At 67.0% G+C, this 13,263-nt stretch carries 23 protein-coding genes; 19 read left to right on the forward strand and 4 right to left on the reverse strand.

The window, feature by feature from the left end; translation table 11 throughout:
• The first annotated feature begins 14 nt into the window (after positions 1–14).
• Positions 15–725 carry a GntR family transcriptional regulator gene (locus HCA44_RS02860; protein WP_169647033.1) on the forward strand — a complete coding sequence of 237 codons (711 nt, stop codon included), beginning with the start codon at positions 15–17 and terminating at the stop codon, positions 723–725.
• A gap of 28 nt (positions 726–753) precedes the next feature.
• On the opposite strand, the gene HCA44_RS02865 is transcribed toward HCA44_RS02860, so the two are convergent.
• From HCA44_RS02865 to HCA44_RS02880, 4 genes are all read right to left on the reverse strand, one after another.
• A complete protein-coding gene (locus HCA44_RS02865) occupies positions 754–1,566 on the reverse strand; it encodes an ABC transporter permease (protein WP_169647340.1) in 813 nt (270 codons plus the stop codon).
• A 47-nt stretch (positions 1,567–1,613) separates the two neighbouring features.
• Positions 1,614–2,441 (reverse strand): ABC transporter permease, encoded by an 828-nt coding sequence (locus HCA44_RS02870; protein WP_169647034.1) that lies wholly within the window; start codon positions 2,439–2,441, stop codon positions 1,614–1,616.
• A complete protein-coding gene (locus tag HCA44_RS02875) occupies positions 2,438–3,424 on the reverse strand; it encodes an ATP-binding cassette domain-containing protein (protein WP_169647035.1) in 987 nt (328 codons plus the stop codon). Before HCA44_RS02875 ends, HCA44_RS02870 begins: the two co-directional genes overlap by 4 nt.
• Positions 3,425–3,553: 129 nt before the next feature.
• Complete coding sequence (locus HCA44_RS02880; RefSeq protein WP_169647036.1) at positions 3,554–4,060, reverse strand: hotdog fold domain-containing protein; 507 nt, start codon at positions 4,058–4,060, stop codon at positions 3,554–3,556.
• A gap of 542 nt (positions 4,061–4,602) precedes the next feature.
• Between HCA44_RS02880 and rpsJ the strand changes: the two genes are divergently transcribed.
• From rpsJ to rplR, 18 genes are all read left to right on the forward strand, one after another.
• The gene (rpsJ, locus tag HCA44_RS02885; protein ID WP_003938093.1) at positions 4,603–4,908 is read left to right on the forward strand and encodes a 30S ribosomal protein S10; all 306 of its coding nucleotides are present in this window, start codon (positions 4,603–4,605) and stop codon (positions 4,906–4,908) included.
• A 28-nt stretch (positions 4,909–4,936) separates the two neighbouring features.
• The gene (rplC, locus tag HCA44_RS02890) at positions 4,937–5,599 is read left to right on the forward strand and encodes a 50S ribosomal protein L3 (RefSeq protein ID WP_169647037.1); all 663 of its coding nucleotides are present in this window, start codon (positions 4,937–4,939) and stop codon (positions 5,597–5,599) included.
• The gene (rplD, locus tag HCA44_RS02895; protein WP_169647038.1) at positions 5,596–6,273 is read left to right on the forward strand and encodes a 50S ribosomal protein L4; all 678 of its coding nucleotides are present in this window, start codon (positions 5,596–5,598) and stop codon (positions 6,271–6,273) included. Before rplC ends, rplD begins: the two co-directional genes overlap by 4 nt.
• Positions 6,270–6,575: a 50S ribosomal protein L23 gene (gene rplW / locus HCA44_RS02900; protein ID WP_169647039.1), complete on the forward strand. Its 306-nt coding sequence runs from the start codon at positions 6,270–6,272 to the stop codon at positions 6,573–6,575. Before rplD ends, rplW begins: the two co-directional genes overlap by 4 nt.
• A gap of 38 nt (positions 6,576–6,613) precedes the next feature.
• The gene (gene rplB / locus HCA44_RS02905) at positions 6,614–7,447 is read left to right on the forward strand and encodes a 50S ribosomal protein L2 (RefSeq protein WP_169647040.1); all 834 of its coding nucleotides are present in this window, start codon (positions 6,614–6,616) and stop codon (positions 7,445–7,447) included.
• Positions 7,448–7,462: 15 nt separating this feature from the next.
• A complete protein-coding gene (gene rpsS, locus HCA44_RS02910) occupies positions 7,463–7,744 on the forward strand; it encodes a 30S ribosomal protein S19 (RefSeq protein ID WP_169647041.1) in 282 nt (93 codons plus the stop codon).
• Positions 7,741–8,142 (forward strand): 50S ribosomal protein L22, encoded by a 402-nt coding sequence (rplV, locus tag HCA44_RS02915; RefSeq protein ID WP_169647042.1) that lies wholly within the window; start codon positions 7,741–7,743, stop codon positions 8,140–8,142. The genes rpsS and rplV overlap by 4 nt, the downstream gene beginning before the upstream one ends.
• Complete coding sequence (gene rpsC, locus HCA44_RS02920; protein WP_169647043.1) at positions 8,142–8,948, forward strand: 30S ribosomal protein S3; 807 nt, start codon at positions 8,142–8,144, stop codon at positions 8,946–8,948. Before rplV ends, rpsC begins: the two co-directional genes overlap by 1 nt.
• Positions 8,949–8,951: 3 nt before the next feature.
• Positions 8,952–9,368, forward strand: coding sequence for a 50S ribosomal protein L16 (gene rplP, locus HCA44_RS02925; RefSeq protein WP_169647044.1), 417 nt, complete (start codon positions 8,952–8,954; stop codon positions 9,366–9,368).
• The gene (gene rpmC / locus HCA44_RS02930; protein ID WP_005239637.1) at positions 9,368–9,604 is read left to right on the forward strand and encodes a 50S ribosomal protein L29; all 237 of its coding nucleotides are present in this window, start codon (positions 9,368–9,370) and stop codon (positions 9,602–9,604) included. The genes rplP and rpmC overlap by 1 nt, the downstream gene beginning before the upstream one ends.
• Positions 9,601–9,882 (forward strand): 30S ribosomal protein S17, encoded by a 282-nt coding sequence (gene rpsQ, locus HCA44_RS02935; protein ID WP_169647045.1) that lies wholly within the window; start codon positions 9,601–9,603, stop codon positions 9,880–9,882. Before rpmC ends, rpsQ begins: the two co-directional genes overlap by 4 nt.
• Before the next feature lie 385 nt (positions 9,883–10,267).
• Positions 10,268–10,636 carry a 50S ribosomal protein L14 gene (rplN, locus tag HCA44_RS02940; RefSeq protein WP_169647046.1) on the forward strand — a complete coding sequence of 123 codons (369 nt, stop codon included), beginning with the start codon at positions 10,268–10,270 and terminating at the stop codon, positions 10,634–10,636.
• Complete coding sequence (gene rplX / locus HCA44_RS02945) at positions 10,636–10,953, forward strand: 50S ribosomal protein L24 (protein WP_169647047.1); 318 nt, start codon at positions 10,636–10,638, stop codon at positions 10,951–10,953. Before rplN ends, rplX begins: the two co-directional genes overlap by 1 nt.
• A gap of 1 nt (position 10,954) precedes the next feature.
• A complete protein-coding gene (rplE, locus tag HCA44_RS02950) occupies positions 10,955–11,521 on the forward strand; it encodes a 50S ribosomal protein L5 (RefSeq protein WP_169647048.1) in 567 nt (188 codons plus the stop codon).
• Positions 11,522–11,525: 4 nt separating this feature from the next.
• Positions 11,526–11,711 (forward strand): type Z 30S ribosomal protein S14, encoded by a 186-nt coding sequence (locus tag HCA44_RS02955; protein WP_010840033.1) that lies wholly within the window; start codon positions 11,526–11,528, stop codon positions 11,709–11,711.
• Positions 11,712–11,891: 180 nt separating this feature from the next.
• A complete protein-coding gene (gene rpsH / locus HCA44_RS02960; RefSeq protein ID WP_169647049.1) occupies positions 11,892–12,290 on the forward strand; it encodes a 30S ribosomal protein S8 in 399 nt (132 codons plus the stop codon).
• Between the two features lie 14 nt (positions 12,291–12,304).
• On the forward strand, positions 12,305–12,844 hold the full coding sequence (gene rplF / locus HCA44_RS02965) for a 50S ribosomal protein L6 (RefSeq protein WP_169647050.1): 540 nt from the start codon (positions 12,305–12,307) through the stop codon (positions 12,842–12,844).
• A gap of 1 nt (position 12,845) precedes the next feature.
• The gene (gene rplR / locus HCA44_RS02970; protein WP_169647051.1) at positions 12,846–13,253 is read left to right on the forward strand and encodes a 50S ribosomal protein L18; all 408 of its coding nucleotides are present in this window, start codon (positions 12,846–12,848) and stop codon (positions 13,251–13,253) included.
• Positions 13,254–13,263: the final 10 nt, after the last annotated feature.

Genomic DNA, 13,263 nt, shown 5'->3' on the forward strand with positions numbered 1-13,263 from the left:
GCGAGGAGGTTCCGATGACGTCACCGCCCACGTCGCGGTCGGGCCGGGGGAGGCCCGATCGCGACGGACCGCTGCGGCGCAGGCCCCAGCTGTCCGACGACGTCGCCGTGCACGTGCGCAACCGCATCATGTCCGGCGACGTGCGCCCAGGCGAGTTCATCCGGCTCGACGAGACCGCGGCGGCCCTCGGCGTCAGCGTCACCCCGGTACGCGAAGCGCTGCTGACGCTGCGGGGCGAGGGGATGGTCGAACTCGTGCCGCATCGTGGCTACGTCGTCGCGCCCCTCACGCGCGCCGACGTCGCCGACCTGTTCTGGTTGCAGTCGATCATCGCGGAGGAACTCGCGCGGCGTGCCGCCCGCACCGCCGATCTCGCGACCCTTGCCGAACTCCATGCGCACAACGCCGATCTCGCGGCCGCGGTCGCTGCGGGTGACGCAGCGCGCATCGAGACCGCTGAGTTCGCCTTCCATCGGGTCGTCAACAGCGCGGCCGAATCACGCAAGCTCGCGTGGTTCCTGCACGGCGCGGTGCGTTACACGCCGGTGCACTTCTATTCGGGTGATCCGGAGTGGGGAAAGTCGGCCGTCGCGAGCCACGAACGCCTGATCGTGGCGCTCGGCGCGCACGACGAGCCGGCGGCGGGCACCGAGAACAAGGAGCACTTCGAGGACGGCGCGGTGCGATTGCTCGCCCACCTCGAGTCGATCGGTATGTGGTCCTGAGCCGAGCGGTCCGGAAGCCGGCGCGTGATCAGGCCGGTGTACCGGCGGCCCGCCGGTAGCCGCGCACTGCGGGGTACGCGAAGAGCACCAGCGCCGCGAGGGTCCACAGCACCGTCTTCGTGAGCGGCTCGGCGACCGGTCCGCCGAGCGAGAGCCCCTTCATCGCGTCCACCGCGCACGACATCGGCTGATTACCCACGACCGACTGCAGCCAGCCCGGGTAGGCCGATGTCGGCACGAACCCCGAGTTGAAGAACATCAGCAATGTCGCGAACAGCGAAAGAAGCTCGACGAGCGGCGCTTTCGCCGACAGCACGGCGAGAGCGGTCACCATCGTGGCGAAGCCGAGACCCAGCATGAGCGGCACGCACATCATGGCGATACCTGCCACGAGACCCTGGTCGAACCGGAAACCGAGAGCGAAACCGACCGCGACGATCAGTACCGTCGTGATCGCGATCCGCACGAGTTCGGCGGTGAGCCTGCTCAGCAGGCCGGACCATCGGTGCACCGGCAACACCCAGAAGCGGGCGAGCAGTCCGTCGGCCCACTCGCGGCGTAAGGTCAGGCCACTGGCGAGCGAACCGAACATCGCGCCGACGAGCGTGATGAGGGCGGTCGTGCCGTACACCGAGTCGACGCCCGTGGCCTGGGTGATCGAGATGCCCAGTACGGCCCACAGCATCACGAGCATGAACGCCGGATACACGATCGCCTGCAGCATCGTGAACGGATCCCGAGCCCACCGCAGCAGCAGCCGCCCCGTCTGCAGGGCGCTGTGTGCTACCAGCGCTCGCGGTGAGGACTCGTCGAACCGGTGCACGGTGTGCGGGAACGTCATGCGGTCCACGGGCCCGGCCTCGCGTCCGCTCGTCCGGAGATCGCCGGTCATCCACGCCTCACATTCGCCCAGATCGCCAGCGGCACGAACACCACGATCAGCCCCGCGCACCACACGAACGACGGAACGAGCTGACCGAGCGTCGCGGTGCCGTCCGCGAGCGCGCGCATCGAGCCCGCGAACTGCGAGATCGGCTGATTACGGACGAATCCCTGTGCCCAGTCGGGGAACTGGGTGACCGGCACGAAGCCCGACGAGAACATGCCCAGAATCAACTGAGGGAGAGTGAGCGCCTGGCTCGTGACCTCGGGGCTGCGGGTCGCCGTACCGAGTGCGTCCGCTCCGGCCGTGAGGGTGAATCCGACCAGCAATGCGAAGGCGCAGAAGGCGATCGCCTGGCCGACGCCGCCCGAGAACCGGAATCCGATCACGTGGCCGTAGGTCAGGGCCGCCGCGAGCGACACGGTCGAGTGCACGAGGCACCCCGTCAGCCGGGCCGCGAGCGGTACGCCCGCCGCGACGGGCATCGTCTGGAAACGCGCCTTCATGCCGTTCGACGCCTCGGTGGCGGCGCGATGCGCGGCCGAGATCGCGGTGAAGGCCATCGCCTGCAGCACGATGATCGGCATCACGAACTGCGCGTAGTCGATCCCCTGGAAGCGCATCACGAGTCGCAGCGGCAGGTAGAAGCCCACCGTGAAGATCAACGGCGCCAGCACCGCGACGAACAGCTGACCGTGCACCCACATCGTGTGCAGGCTGCGCCGCGACAGGGCGAGCCACTGCCGCGCAACCCCCGTGGTCGTGGCCGTCGCGTGCGGCAGCCTGCGGTGCCGTCCCTCGTACCGGCCGCGGGTCCGCGTGACAGCGGTCATGAGCGCACGCCGTCGACCGGTCCGGCGGCGTCGGCCGTCTCGCGCGGGCGTCCGGTGAGCGCGAGGAAGACGTCGTCGAGCGAGGGGCGCCGCAACGCGATGTCGGCGAGTTCGATGCCCGCGACGTCGATGCGCCGCAGGACCTCGGTGAGGGTGCGGGCGCCGTCGGGGGCCGGGATCGCGACACGATCGCTGCCGGACTCGACCATCCGGGTGTGGGACATTCCCGCGAGCAACTGGCGCACGCGCGGCAGGTCGTCGAGGCGGACGGGCACGACCTCGCAGTAGCTGCCGCCGGTGCGCGCCTTGAGTTCGTCCGCGGTGCCCTCCGCGACGACGGTGCCCTTGTCGATCACGACGATGTTGTCCGACAGCAGGTCCGCTTCTTCGAGGTACTGCGTCGTCAACAGGATCGTGATGTCCTCCTGCTTGAGGGTCGACACGAGCGACCACACCCCCTGCCGGCTGCGGGGGTCGAGGCCCGTGGTCGGCTCGTCGAGGAAGATGACCTCGGGCCGGGTGACGAGCCCGCACGCGATGTCCACACGCCTGCGCATTCCGCCCGAATAGCCGGACACCTTGCGATCGCCTGCGTCGAGCAGATCGAACTGTGCGAGCAACTCGTGCGCACGGGCCTTCGCGTCGCGTTTCGGCAACCCCATGAGGCGCCCGAACAGGACCAGGTTCTCGCGTGCGGTGAGTGATTCGTCGAGTGCCGCGTACTGGCCCGTCATCATGATCGAGCGCCGCACACCCGCTGGATCGGCGACGACGTCGTGGCCCGCCACGACGGCGGTGCCCGCGTCCGGACGCAACAGCGTCGAGAGCACGTTGACCGTCGTGGTCTTGCCCGCGCCGTTGGGGCCGAGGACGCCGAGGACCGAGCCGCGCGGCACCGAGAAACTGACGCCGCGCAGCGCCTTCACGTCGCCGAAGGACTTCTCGATTCCGTCGACGACGAGCGCCATGTCGGGAGCGGGCATGTCCCCGAGTATGGCACGGTGCCGGTTCGGGGTCCGGCGAGTGTCTGGATGCCCCAGACCCGGTGTCACCTGCTCGAATTCGTCGCCGCGTGGCTGTAACGCGGTCGCCTCGTCAGCCGATCGCGACGCTCACGCGGGAGTCACCCACGTCGTGATCCGAGCGCGCACGACTTCCTCGCCTGCCTTGTCGTACACGTGCACCGGCACGACCATGTCGGTGCCCGCGCGCAGGTGCGTGAAGTCGGGAATCGCCTCGAGCTCGGCCACCGCGCGCAGCGACGTGCGGCCCTTCGCCAGGTAGTCGACGCTCATCGACTTCGGTATCCACCGGTGGCTGGACGGCACGGTGGCCTCGCACAGCATGCCCATCGTCACCTCGGCGAGATTGCACGCCGCGATCGCGTGGAACGTGCCGAGGTGGTTGCGCACGCCCCACCAGTGCGGCGCGCGTGCCTCGCATCGCCCGGGCTCCATGCGCGTCACGCGCGGCAGGATCGAGGCGAAGTAGGGCACGCGCACGCACATGCCGATCGAGAACAGGAGCGAGCCGGCACGCCCGGAGGGGAGTCGGCGCCACGCGCGCAGGGTGGGGCTGAGGGTGGGGCCGGGCGAGTCCGGTGCGGAAGCTGCGGTCATGGGGTGCATCTTACTGCGGAGTAAGTTGTCGGTTGTGTCACGCGTGCGCCGAACCGCCTCGTCGCGGACGGCTACCTTCGCTACTCTCGGACAGAGCAGGCGAGCAGGATGCGTCGTGACCCCGAGTTTGAACTCGGTCCCGAGGTGCTGCATACTGTTCAGGTTGCCTTGACCGGGGCGTGGCTGCTGTGCGGCTCCCACTCCGTGTGACCCGGACGAGGTGTACGTCGTGTGGTGTCTCCGGATTGCCCACGGCCAAGCAAGACGGAAACAAGCAAGACGGAAGCAGTTCCGAGTGCCCGGCAACGGGTGCGACCGGTTCGACAATCCCCGCTGCGGTGGCGCATGCCCCGGGTCGGAGAATGAGCGGGAGGGCGACACGCCCGACCGCGTGGACCGGAGAACCATGACACATGAACAGCGGCAGCGGATCGGGTACGTCCCGGTCGCCATGCGTTCGGACAGTCGTGGGGGACTGCACAGACGAGGTAGTTCGGTCTTCGGACCGGGCTACGAAACGCGGCAAGAAAAGGACACTAAGCGTGGCGGGACAGAAGATCCGCATCAGGCTCAAGGCCTACGACCATGAGGCGATCGACGCGTCGGCGCGCAAGATCGTCGAGACGGTGACCCGCACGGGTGCCCGTGTCGTCGGACCTGTGCCGTTGCCCACCGAGAAGAACGTGTACTGCGTCATCCGCTCGCCGCACAAGTACAAGGACTCGCGCGAGCACTTCGAGATGCGTACCCACAAGCGGCTGATCGACATCCTCGACCCCACGCCGAAGACGGTGGACGCGCTCATGCGCATCGACCTTCCGGCGAGTGTCGACGTCAACATTCAGTGAGCTCGGGAAGACGCAGCGGAGATAACACATGACTAACCAGATCAAGGGAATCCTGGGCACCAAGCTCGGCATGACCCAGGTCTTCGACGAGCAGAACCGGGTCGTCCCGGTCACCGTCGTGAAGGCCGGTCCCAATGTCGTCACCCAGATCCGTACCGAGGAGCGCGACGGCTACAACGCCGTCCAGATCGCCTTCGGCGCCATCGATCCCCGCAAGGTGACCAAGCCCGTCTCGGGCCAGTTCGCCAAGGCTGGGGTCACGCCGCGTCGTCACGTCGCCGAGCTTCGCCTCGCCGACGCCGCGGCTGCCGCCGAGTACGAGGTCGGCCAGGAAATCACCGCGGAGGCCTTCGAGGACGGCGCATTCGTCGACGTCACCGGCACCTCCAAGGGCAAGGGTTTCGCGGGCACGATGAAGCGGCACGGCTTCGCCGGCCAGGGCGCGTCGCACGGCGCGCAGGCTGTGCATCGTCGCCCCGGTTCCATCGGCGGCTGCGCCACCCCCGGCCGCGTGTTCAAGGGCATGCGGATGTCGGGCCGGATGGGCAACGACCGTGTCACGACGCAGAACCTCTCGGTCCACAAGGTGGATGCCGAGAACGGTCTGCTGCTGATCAAGGGTGCGATCCCGGGCCGCACGGGCGGCATCGTGGTCGTCAAGAGCGCAGTGAAGGGTGGTGCGCGGGCATGACCAGCACCGAGACCAAGTTGACCCTCGACGTCAAGGCCGCAGGCGGCAAGAGCACGGGCACCGTCGATCTCCCCGCGGAGATCTTCGACGCGCCGGCCAACATCGCACTGATGCACCAGGTCGTCGTCGCGCAGCTCGCCGCTGCGCGTCAGGGCACGCACTCCACGAAGACGCGTGGCGAGGTCCGGGGCGGCGGCCGCAAGCCGTACCGCCAGAAGGGCACCGGCCGTGCGCGTCAGGGCTCGACCCGCGCGCCGCAGTTCGCAGGTGGTGGCACCGTCCACGGCCCGCAGCCGCGCGACTACAGCCAGCGGACCCCCAAGAAGATGAAGGTTGCTGCGCTCCGTGGCGCCCTCTCCGATCGGGTCCGTGGCGAGCGGATCCACGTGATCACCGAGCTCGTCGCCGGTCAGACGCCGTCGACCAAGTCGGCGCGCACCTTCCTGGCCGAGCTGACCGACCGCAAGAAGGTCCTGCTCGTCGTGGGTCGCGAGGACATCGCAGCGTGGAAGAGCGTGCAGAACCTCGACGGGGTGCACCCGATCGCTCCCGATCAGCTCAACACCTACGACGTGCTCGACAGCGACGATGTCGTGTTCAGCATCGAAGCGCTGAACACCTTCATTCACGGTCCTGCTGAGGCAGCACAGGAACAGAAGGAGGAGGCGAAGTGACCACCATCGCTGACCCCCGCGACATCCTGATCGCTCCGGTCATCTCCGAGAAGTCCTACGGACTGATCGAGGAAGGCACCTACACCTTCCTGGTGCACCCGGACTCGAACAAGACGCAGATCAAGATTGCCGTCGAGAAGATCTTCGGTGTCACCGTGACCAGCGTCAACACCGCCAACCGTCAGGGCAAGCGCAAGCGGACCCGCTTCGGTTACGGCAAGCGCAAGGACACCAAGCGCGCGCTCGTGACCCTCTCGGCCGACAGCAAGCCCATCGAGATCTTCGGAGGCCCGGTCGCGTAGGCGGTCGGAACCACCGAGACAAGAGGACGAGAAGACTCATGGCAATCCGTAAGTACAAGCCGACTACCCCGGGCCGTCGTGGCTCGAGTGTCTCGGACTTCGCCGAGATCACTCGGTCGACTCCCGAGAAGTCGCTGGTTCGCCCGCTGCACGGCCGCGGTGGCCGCAACGCGCACGGTCGCATCACCACCCGGCACAAGGGTGGCGGCCACAAGCGTGCGTACCGGCTGATCGACTTCCGCCGCAACGACAAGGACGGCGTGCCGGCCAAGGTCGCACACATCGAGTACGACCCCAACCGCACCGCGCGCATCGCGCTGCTGCACTACGCCGACGGCGAGAAGCGGTACATCATCGCGCCCAAGGGCCTCGTGCAGGGCAGCCGCGTCGAGTCCGGCGCAGGCGCCGACATCAAGCCCGGCAACAACCTGCCGCTGCGCAACATCCCGACGGGTACCACCATCCACGCCGTGGAACTGCGTCCCGGCGGCGGCGCCAAGATGGCCCGCTCCGCAGGCGCGAGCATCCAGCTGCTCGGCAAGGAAGGCCCCTACGCCACGCTGCGTATGCCCTCCGGCGAAATCCGTCGCGTCGACGTGCGCTGCCGCGCCACCGTCGGCGAGGTCGGCAACGCCGAGCAGAGCAACATCAACTGGGGCAAGGCCGGACGTATGCGCTGGAAGGGCGTCCGTCCGACCGTCCGTGGTGTCGTGATGAACCCGGTCGACCACCCGCACGGTGGTGGTGAGGGCAAGACCTCGGGTGGCCGCCACCCGGTCAGCCCGTGGGGCACGCCCGAGGGCCGCACCCGCAAGAACAAGCCGAGCGACAAGCTCATCGTCCGCCGCCGGCGTACCGGCAAGAAGCGTTAAGGGAGGAGTTGGAGAATGCCACGCAGCCTCAAGAAGGGCCCGTTCGTCGATGACCACCTCCTGACGAAGGTGGACGTCCAGAACGAAAAGGGCACCAAGCAGGTGATCAAGACCTGGTCTCGCCGGTCGACGATCATCCCGGACTTCATCGGGCACACGTTCGCGGTCCACGACGGCCGTAAGCACATTCCGGTGTTCGTGTCGGAGTCCATGGTCGGGCACAAGCTCGGCGAGTTCGCGCCGACCCGCACGTTCAAGGGTCACATCAAGGACGACCGGAAGAGCAAGCGTCGATGAGCACTGAAACCAAGAACCCGACAGCAAAGGCCGTTGCGCGCCACGTGCGTGTGACGCCGATGAAGGCGCGTCGCGTCGTGGACCTGGTTCGTGGGCGTTCGGTCGAGGACGCCCTGAACATCCTCAAGTTCGCGCCGCAGTCGGCGAGCGAGCCGGTCGCCAAGGTGATCGCCAGCGCGGCCGCCAACGCCGAGAACAACCTGGATCTCGACCCGAGCACGCTCGTCGTCGCCACGGCATTCGTCGACGAGGGTGTCACGCTCAAGCGGTTCCAGCCGCGCGCGCAGGGTCGTGCCTTCCGGATCCGCAAGCGGACCAGCCACATCACCGTGATCGTGGAAAGCCTGCCGAAGACCGGAACATCGACCCGCAATCGCCGGAAGGGAAGTGCTCAGTAGTGGGCCAGAAGATCAACCCGCACGGCTTCCGACTCGGCATCACGACCGACTGGAAGTCGCGCTGGTACGCAGACAAGCAGTACTCGGAGTACGTCAAGGAAGACGTCGCGATCCGCAAGCTCCTGTCCACGGGCATGGAACGCGCGGGCATCGCGAAGGTCGAGATCGAGCGCACTCGCGACCGCGTGCGTGTGGACATCCACACGGCTCGTCCGGGCATCGTCATCGGTCGCCGCGGTGCCGAGGCCGACCGCATCCGTGCGGCTCTCGAGAAGCTGACCGGCAAGCAGGTCCAGCTCAACATTCTCGAGGTCAAGAACGCGGAGTCGGAGGCTCAGTTGGTGGCGCAGGGTGTCGCCGAGCAGCTCAGCAACCGTGTCGCCTTCCGTCGCGCGATGCGCAAGGCCATCCAGTCGGCCATGCGTCAGCCGAACGTCAAGGGTATTCGTGTGCAGTGCTCCGGCCGCCTCGGCGGCGCGGAGATGAGCCGCTCCGAGTTCTACCGCGAAGGTCGGGTTCCGCTGCACACGCTGCGTGCGGACATCGACTACGGCCTGTACGAGGCCAAGACCACCTTCGGTCGCATCGGCGTGAAGGTCTGGATCTACAAGGGCGACATCGTCGGTGGCCGTCGTGAACTGGCCGCCACCGGTGCTGCGCCTGCGGGTGACCGCCCGCGCCGCGAGCGTCCGAGCCGTCCGCGTCGTTCCGGTTCGGCCGGCACCACCGCGACGAGCACCGAGGCCGGTCGCGCTGCCACCGCCACCGCCGATGCACCCGCCACGACACAGCAGAAGGAGGGCTGACGCATGTTGATCCCACGTCGGGTGAAGCACCGCAAGCAGCACCATCCGAGCCGTTCGGGTGCCGCCAAGGGTGGAACCCGGGTGACCTTCGGTGATTTCGGCATCCAGGCTCTCGAGCCGGCCTACATCACGAACCGGCAGATCGAGTCCGCTCGTATCGCCATGACGCGCCACATCAAGCGTGGCGGCAAGATCTGGATCAACATCTTCCCGGATCGCCCGCTCACGAAGAAGCCCGCCGAGACCCGCATGGGTTCGGGCAAGGGTTCGCCCGAGTGGTGGGTCGCGAACGTCAAGCCCGGTCGCGTGATGTTCGAGATGAGCTACCCGAACGAGGAGATCGCTCGCGAGGCGCTGCGCCGCGCGATGCACAAGCTCCCGTGCAAGTGCCGGATCGTGACGAGGGAGGAGCAGTTCTGATGGCTACCGGAACCCCGGCGGCAGAGCTCCGCGAGCTCACCGAAGAAGAGCTGGTCACCCGGCTTCGCGAGTCGAAGGAAGAGCTGTTCAACCTTCGTTTCCAGATGGCCACCGGTCAGATGGACAACAACCGCCGACTTCGTACGGTTCGTCACGAGATCGCGCGCATCTACACCGTCCTGCGTGAGCGCGAGCTCGGCCTCGCCGTCGGCCCGGACGCAGGTGACGCGGCATGAGTGAGGAAAAGAACGTGAGCACGACTGAACGCGCGACCCGGAAGGTCCGGACCGGCTACGTGGTGTCGGACAAGATGAACAAGACCATCGTGGTCGAGCTCGAGGACCGCAACCGGCACCCGCTGTACGGCAAGATCATCCGTACCACCAGCAAGGTGAAGGCGCACGACGAGAACGAGATCGCAGGCGTCGGCGACCGCGTGCAGCTGATGGAGACCCGTCCGCTGTCCGCCACCAAGCACTGGCGTCTCGTCGAGGTGCTCGAGAAGGCCAAGTAAGCCTTCTCCACACGCTCGACAACGGTCGAACCAGATCACCCGGGCCCGGCACCGTCTCACGGTGCCGGGCCCGGGTGCGTCCGTCGGCCGTGAGTGGTTCCTGATAGGGGGCAGCCGACCGTCCCACCAGGGGTGATTTGGTGGTGAGCTGGGCTTTCCCTTACACTGGAACGGTTGCCTCTGGTCCATCCGGAGACACGTGTGTCTCGCACGCGCTCGACCTGCTCGCTCGTCGATGCAGTCGTAGTGGTGCGCGGGACGCTGACCGCGCGCGGTCGGGTCGGAAATCTGCCGCGCACGACGAGGTTTCCTTGCGGCCGCCGCCCCAGTGGCGATGTCCCGACAGGATGCTCCGTCACACAATCCAGGTCAAGGAGAAACTCGAGTGATTCAGCAGGAGTCGCGGCTGCGCGTCGCCGACAACACGGGTGCCAAGGAGATCCTCTGCATCCGCGTTCTCGGTGGCTCGTCGCGCCGCTACGCCGGGATCGGCGATGTCATCGTCGCCACCGTCAAGGACGCGATCCCCGGCGGCAACATCAAGAAGGGTGAGGTCGTCAAGGCCGTCATCGTCCGCACCGCGAAGGAGCGTCGTCGTCCGGACGGCTCCTACATCAAGTTCGACGAGAACGCCGCGGTCCTGATCAAGGCGGATCGCGATCCGCGCGGGACCCGCATCTTCGGACCCGTCGGTCGCGAGCTGCGTGAGAAGAAGTTCATGAGGATCGTCTCGCTCGCCCCGGAGGTGCTGTGATGAAGGTGCACAAGGGTGACACCGTGCTGGTCATCGCCGGCAAGGACAAGGGAGCCAAGGGCAAGGTCATCCAGGCCTTCCCCGCGACCAGCAAGGTCCTCGTCGAAGGCGTGAACCGCATCAAGAAGCACACCGCGGTTTCCGCGAACGAGCGCGGCGCGTCGTCGGGCGGCATCGTGACGCAGGAAGCCCCGATCCACGTTTCCAACGTCGCGGTCGTCGACTCGGACGGAAACCCCACGCGCGTGGGCTACCGCATCGACGAGGAGACCGGCAAGCGCGTTCGGATTTCCCGGAAGAACGGGAAGGACATCTGACATGACCTCCACCGAGAACAAGATCCAGCCTCGGCTGAAGACCCGCTACCGGGCAGAGATCCGCGACGAGCTGAACAAGGAGTTCGGCTACGCCAACGTGATGCAGATTCCGGGTGTCGTGAAGGTCGTCGTCAACATGGGTGTCGGCGACGCTGCGCGCGACGCGAAGCTCATCAACGGCGCCGTCAGCGACCTCGCGCTCATCACGGGCCAGAAGCCGGAGATCCGCAAGGCCCGCAAGTCCATCGCACAGTTCAAGCTGCGTGAGGGCATGCCGATCGGTGCGCGCGTCACGCTGCGCGGCGACCGCATGTGGGAGTTCCTCGACCGCCTCGTGTCGATCGCTCTTCCCCGTATCCGCGACTTCCGTGGCCTGAACGGCAACCAGTTCGACGGCAACGGCAACTACACCTTCGGTCTCAACGAGCAGTCGATGTTCCACGAGATCGACGTGGACAAGATCGATCGCCCGCGCGGTATGGACATCACCGTGGTGACCACCGCGACCAACAACGAAGAAGGCCGTGCCCTGCTCAAGCACCTCGGCTTCCCGTTCAAGGAGAACTGAGCCCATGGCGAAGAAGGCATTGGTCAACAAGGCCAACAAGAAGCCGAAGTTCGCGGTTCGCGCGTACACCCGTTGCCAGAAGTGCGGTCGCCCGCACTCCGTCTACCGCAAGTTCGGCCTGTGCCGCATCTGCTTGCGCGACATGGCGCACGCCGGCGAGCTGCCCGGCGTCCACAAGAGCTCCTGGTGACCTCCTCCGCCGCCCGGTCCGCCGGGCGGCGGAGAGACCACCGGAAACAGCCCGGCCCGTATCCGCCGGCCGGGACACGCTAGACCGTCTTCGCGACAGGCCTGCGTCGGCGTCGGCAGTGCTCGGCACCGCCGATATCCGACAGAGGGAACCGTTGCGAGAAAGGTACAGGTCACTTCCATGACCATGACTGACCCCATCGCAGACTTCTTGACCCGTCTGCGCAACGCCAACACGGCGTACCACGACGAGGTGACGCTTCCGCACTCGAAGCTCAAGGCGAACATCGCCGAGATCCTCAAGCGTGAGGGCTACATCGCCGACTACCGGTCGGAGGACGCCGAGGTCGGCAAGAACCTCGTCGTGACCCTCAAGTACGGCCCGAGCCGTGAGCGGAGCCTCGCCGGCCTGCGTCGCGTCTCCAAGCCCGGCCTGCGTGTGTACGCGAAGTCCACCAACCTGCCCAAGGTCCTGGGCGGCCTCGGCGTCGCGATCATCTCGACGTCCACCGGCCTGCTCACCGATCGCCAGGCGGCCAATCAAGGAGTGGGCGGGGAAGTCCTCGCCTACGTCTGGTAAGGGAGGCCACCACAATGTCGCGTATTGGAAAGCTGCCCGTCGCCGTTCCGTCCGGAGTCGAGGTCACCCTCGACGGCCGTGACGTGAAGGTCAAGGGACCCAAGGGTGAGCTCGCGCTGACCGTTCCGGAACCCATCACCGTCACCAAGGACGAGGACGGCGCCATCGCGGTGTCGCGTCCCGACGACGAGCGCAAGAGCCGCGCCATGCACGGCCTGTCGCGCACGCTGATCGCCAACCTCATCACGGGTGTGACCGACGGTTACACCACGAAGATGGAGATCCACGGCGTCGGTTACCGCGTCGCGCTCAAGGGCAAGGACCTCGAGTTCGCGCTCGGCTACAGCCACCCGGTGCCGATCGAGGCACCCGAAGGCATCACCTTCGCCGTCGAGTCGCCCACGAAGTTCTCGGTCTCGGGCATCGACAAGCAGAAGGTCGGGCAGATCTCGGCCAACATCCGCCGCCTGCGCCGTCCGGACCCGTACAAGGGCAAGGGCGTCCGCTACGAAGGCGAGCAGATCCGCCGCAAGGTCGGAAAGACGGGTAAGTGATATGAGCCAGACCGCAAATCAGAAAGCCAAGCGGATCCCGCTGGGCAAGGACGTTGCCACCCGGCGTCGTCTGTCGAAGACGCGCCGTCACTTCCGTCTCCGCAAGAAGATCGCGGGTACCCCCGAGCGGCCCCGTCTCGTCGTCAACCGGTCGTCGCGTCACATCCACGTTCAGCTCGTGGACGATCTCGCCGGCCACACGCTCGCCGCTGCGTCGACCACGGAGGCCGACCTGCGCGCAGCCGAGGGCGACAAGAAGACGCTCAGCGCCAAGGTCGGTCAGTTGATCGCCGAGCGCGCGAAGGCTGCCGGTGTCGACACGGTCGTGTTCGACCACGGTGGACACGGGTACCACGGCCGCATCGCGGCCCTCGCGGACGCAGCTCGCGAAGGCGGGTTGAAGTTCTGATGACCAAGAT

The organism is Rhodococcus sp. HNM0569 (assembly GCF_012726205.1).
GTDB lineage: Bacteria > Actinomycetota > Actinomycetes > Mycobacteriales > Mycobacteriaceae > Rhodococcus_F.

What these genes read in the sequence shown, in the direction of transcription:
- HCA44_RS02880 (WP_169647036.1), bottom strand. Translation starts at nt 4,060, where the DNA reads ATGACCGCAGCTTCCGCACCGGACTCGCCCGGCCCCACCCTCAGCCCC.
- rpmC (WP_005239637.1), top strand. Translation starts at nt 9,368, where the DNA reads ATGGCTACCGGAACCCCGGCGGCAGAGCTCCGCGAGCTCACCGAAGAA.
- HCA44_RS02870 (WP_169647034.1), bottom strand. Translation starts at nt 2,441, where the DNA reads ATGACCGCTGTCACGCGGACCCGCGGCCGGTACGAGGGACGGCACCGC.
- HCA44_RS02875 (WP_169647035.1), bottom strand. Translation starts at nt 3,424, where the DNA reads ATGCCCGCTCCCGACATGGCGCTCGTCGTCGACGGAATCGAGAAGTCC.
- rpsS (WP_169647041.1), top strand. Translation starts at nt 7,463, where the DNA reads ATGCCACGCAGCCTCAAGAAGGGCCCGTTCGTCGATGACCACCTCCTG.
- rplV (WP_169647042.1), top strand. Translation starts at nt 7,741, where the DNA reads ATGAGCACTGAAACCAAGAACCCGACAGCAAAGGCCGTTGCGCGCCAC.
- rplE (WP_169647048.1), top strand. Translation starts at nt 10,955, where the DNA reads ATGACCTCCACCGAGAACAAGATCCAGCCTCGGCTGAAGACCCGCTAC.
- rpsQ (WP_169647045.1), top strand. Translation starts at nt 9,601, where the DNA reads ATGAGTGAGGAAAAGAACGTGAGCACGACTGAACGCGCGACCCGGAAG.
- rplX (WP_169647047.1), top strand. Translation starts at nt 10,636, where the DNA reads ATGAAGGTGCACAAGGGTGACACCGTGCTGGTCATCGCCGGCAAGGAC.
- rplC (WP_169647037.1), top strand. Translation starts at nt 4,937, where the DNA reads ATGACTAACCAGATCAAGGGAATCCTGGGCACCAAGCTCGGCATGACC.
- HCA44_RS02860 (WP_169647033.1), top strand. Translation starts at nt 15, where the DNA reads ATGACGTCACCGCCCACGTCGCGGTCGGGCCGGGGGAGGCCCGATCGC.
- rplD (WP_169647038.1), top strand. Translation starts at nt 5,596, where the DNA reads ATGACCAGCACCGAGACCAAGTTGACCCTCGACGTCAAGGCCGCAGGC.
- HCA44_RS02865 (WP_169647340.1), bottom strand. Translation starts at nt 1,566, where the DNA reads ATGACGTTCCCGCACACCGTGCACCGGTTCGACGAGTCCTCACCGCGA.
- rplR (WP_169647051.1), top strand. Translation starts at nt 12,846, where the DNA reads ATGAGCCAGACCGCAAATCAGAAAGCCAAGCGGATCCCGCTGGGCAAG.
- rplF (WP_169647050.1), top strand. Translation starts at nt 12,305, where the DNA reads ATGTCGCGTATTGGAAAGCTGCCCGTCGCCGTTCCGTCCGGAGTCGAG.
- rplP (WP_169647044.1), top strand. Translation starts at nt 8,952, where the DNA reads ATGTTGATCCCACGTCGGGTGAAGCACCGCAAGCAGCACCATCCGAGC.
- rpsH (WP_169647049.1), top strand. Translation starts at nt 11,892, where the DNA reads ATGACCATGACTGACCCCATCGCAGACTTCTTGACCCGTCTGCGCAAC.
- rplB (WP_169647040.1), top strand. Translation starts at nt 6,614, where the DNA reads ATGGCAATCCGTAAGTACAAGCCGACTACCCCGGGCCGTCGTGGCTCG.
- HCA44_RS02955 (WP_010840033.1), top strand. Translation starts at nt 11,526, where the DNA reads ATGGCGAAGAAGGCATTGGTCAACAAGGCCAACAAGAAGCCGAAGTTC.